Here is a 3167-nt window from a genome sequence, read left to right on the forward strand (position 1 = left end):
AAATGTACCTTGAAAACTAGATAAGAAAGATCAGGAAGTGTAGGCGACTGTTCAATAGCGTACGAATAGATCAGCCAGACCGTCGTACAGTGTTTTCTGTACAGAGGGAAGGATGAACTATACGCTAGCTATTAGAAGCCGAAACTAGACTGATGACAAGACATCAAACAAAAACCAAACAACTTTTTCATAAGTAAGCATAGTTAAGTGAAGAAGGGCGCACGGTGGATGCCTTGGCACTAGGAGCCGAAGAAGGACGGGACAAACACCGATATGTCTCGGGGGGGAGCTGTACGTAAGCATTGATCCGAGAATTTCCGAATGGGGGGGAACCCTCTACTCGTCATGGAGTAGAACTTTCATCTGAATCCATAGGATGAAAGAGGCAGACCCGGGGGGGAACTGAAACATCTTATTACCCGGAGGAAGAGAAAGCAAATGCGATTTCCTGAGTAGCGGCGAGCGAAACGGAATCAGCCCAAACCAAAAAGCTTGCTTTTTGGGGGGGTTGTAGGACACTCTATACGGAGTTACAAAGCTATTTGTTAGAAGAAGCGGTCTGGAAAGGCCCGCCATAGAAGGTAACAGCCCTGTATTCGAAAAGAAGTAGCCTCCAGAGTGGATCCTGAGTACGGCGGAACACGAGAAATTCCGTCGGAATCCGGGAGGACCATCTCCCAAGGCTAAATACTCCCTAGTGACCGATAGTGAACCAGTACCGTGAGGGAAAGGTGAAAAGCACCCCCCCGGAAGGGAGTGAAAGAGATCCTGAAACCGTGTGCCTACAAGTAGTCGGAGCGCATTTTTGCGTGACGGCGTACCTTTTGTAGAATGGACCGGCGAGTTACGATCCCCCCCTGCAAGGTTAAGTGGAAGACACGGAGCCGCAGCGAAAGCGAGTCTGAATAGGGCGAATATAGTAGGTGGTCGTAGACCCGAAACCGTGTGATCTACCCATGTCCAGGGTGAAGGTCAGGTAACACTGACTGGAGGCCCGAACCACGCACGTTGAAAAGTGCGGGGGGGATGAGGTGTGGGTAGGGGTGAAATGCCAATCGAACACGGAGATAGCTGGTTCTCTCCGAAATAGCTTTAGGGCTAGCCTCAAGGGATGTATGTTGGAGGTAGAGCACTGATTGGACAAGGGGGGGCCTTACCGGGTTACCGAATTCAGTCAAACTCCGAATGCCAATCATATTACCTTGGGAGTCAGACTATGGGTGATAAGGTTCATAGTCGAAAGGGAAACAGCCCAGACCGTCAGCTAAGGTCCCAAAGTATACGTTAAGTGGAAAAGGATGTGGCGTTGCTTAGACAACCAGGATGTTGGCTCAGAAGCAGCCATCATTTAAAGAGTGCGTAATAGCTCACTGGTCGAGTGACGCTGCGCCGAAAATGTACCGGGGCTAAACGTATCACCGAAGCTACGGATTGTTCTTACGAACAATGGTAGGAGAGCGTTCTAAGTGCTGTGAAGTCAGACCGTGAGGACTGGTGGAGCGCTTAGAAGTGAGAATGCCGGTATGAGTAGCGAAAAAGAAGTGAGAATCTTCTTCACCGAATGCCTAAGGTTTCCTGAGGAAGGCTCGTCCGCTCAGGGTTAGTCGGGGGGCCTAAGCCGAGGCCGAAAGGCGTAGGCGATGGACAACAGGTTGATATTCCTGTACCACCCAATTCCGTTTGAACGATGGGGGGGACGCAGAAGGATAAGGAATGCGCACGACTGGAAGTGTGCGTCGAAGCAGTAAGAGCGTCAGATAGGCAAATCCGTCTGGCAAGCTTGAGCTGTGATCGGGAGGGAAATTTAGTACCGAAGTTCCGGATTTCACGCTGCCAAGAAAAGCCTCTAGTGAGGAAACGGGTGCCCGTACCGCAAACCGACACAGGTAGGCGAGGAGAGAATCCTAAGGTGATCGGGAGAACTCTCGTTAAGGAACTCGGCAAAATGACCCCCGTAACTTCGGGAGAAGGGGGGGTGCTCACTCTGTGAGTGAGCCGCAGTGAAAAGGCCCAAGCGACTGTTTAGCAAAAACACAGGTCTCTGCGAAGCCGCAAGGCGAAGTATAGGGGGGGCTGACACCTGCCCGGTGCTGGAAGGTTAAGGGGGGATGCGTTAGCTTTCGGGCGAAGCGTTGAACCGAAGCCCCCAGTAAACGGCGGCCGTAACTATAACGGTCCTAAGGTAGCGAAATTCCTTGTCGGGTAAGTTCCGACCCGCACGAAAGGTGCAACGACTTGGGCACTGTCTCAACGAGAGACCCGGTGAAATTATACGATGCGTGAAGATGCGCATTACCCGCGACAGGACGGAAAGACCCCCGTGGAGCTTTACTGTAGCCTGATATTGAATGTTGGTACAGCTTGTACAGGATAGGTGGGAGCCTGAGAAGCGTGAGCGCTAGCTTACGTGGAGGCGCCGGTGGGATACCACCCTAGCTGTACCCGCCTTCTAACCCAGGACCGTGATCCGGTTCGGAGACAGTGTCAGGTGGGCAGTTTGACTGGGGGGGCGGTCGCCTCCTAAAATGTAACGGAGGCGCCCAAAGGTTCCCTCAGAATGGTTGGAAATCATTCGAAGAGTGTAAAGGCAGAAGGGAGCTTGACTGCGAGACCTACAAGTCGAGCAGGGACGAAAGTCGGGCTTAGTGATCCGGCGGTACCGTATGGAAGGGCCGTCGCTCAACGGATAAAAGCTACCCCCCCGGGGATAACAGGCTTATCTCCCCCCCCAAGAGTCCACATCGACGGGGGAGGTTTGGCACCTCGATGTCGGCTCATCGCATCCTGGGGGCTGTAGTCGGTCCCAAGGGTTGGGCTGTTCGCCCATTAAAGCGGTACGCGAGCTGGGTTCAGAACGTCGTGAGACAGTTCGGTCCCTATCCGTCGTGGGCATTGGAAGTTTGAGAGGAGCTGTCCTCAGTACGAGAGGACCGGGATGGACACACCGCTGGTGCACCAGTTGTTCCGCCAGGAGCATCGCTGGGTAGCTACGTGTGGAAGGGATAAGTGCTGAAAGCATCTAAGCATGAAGCCCCCCCTCAAGATGAGACTTCCCATCTATTTCATAGAGTAAGATCCCTCAGAGACGATGAGGTAGATAGGTTCGAGGTGGAAGCATGGTGACATGTGCAGCTGACGAATACTAATCGATCGAGGACTTAACTATA

At 52.7% G+C, this 3167-nt stretch carries 1 rRNA gene; it reads left to right on the top strand.

Annotated features, from left to right (window positions below):
• Positions 1 to 201: 201 nt before the first annotated feature.
• Positions 202 to 3166: ribosomal RNA gene (locus JCM21714_RS17625) — 23S ribosomal RNA — on the top strand.
• The last annotated feature ends 1 nt before the right edge of the window (position 3167 follow it).

Origin of the sequence: Gracilibacillus boraciitolerans JCM 21714, from assembly GCF_000521485.1 — a bacterium.
Lineage (GTDB): Bacteria > Bacillota > Bacilli > Bacillales > Amphibacillaceae > Gracilibacillus > Gracilibacillus boraciitolerans.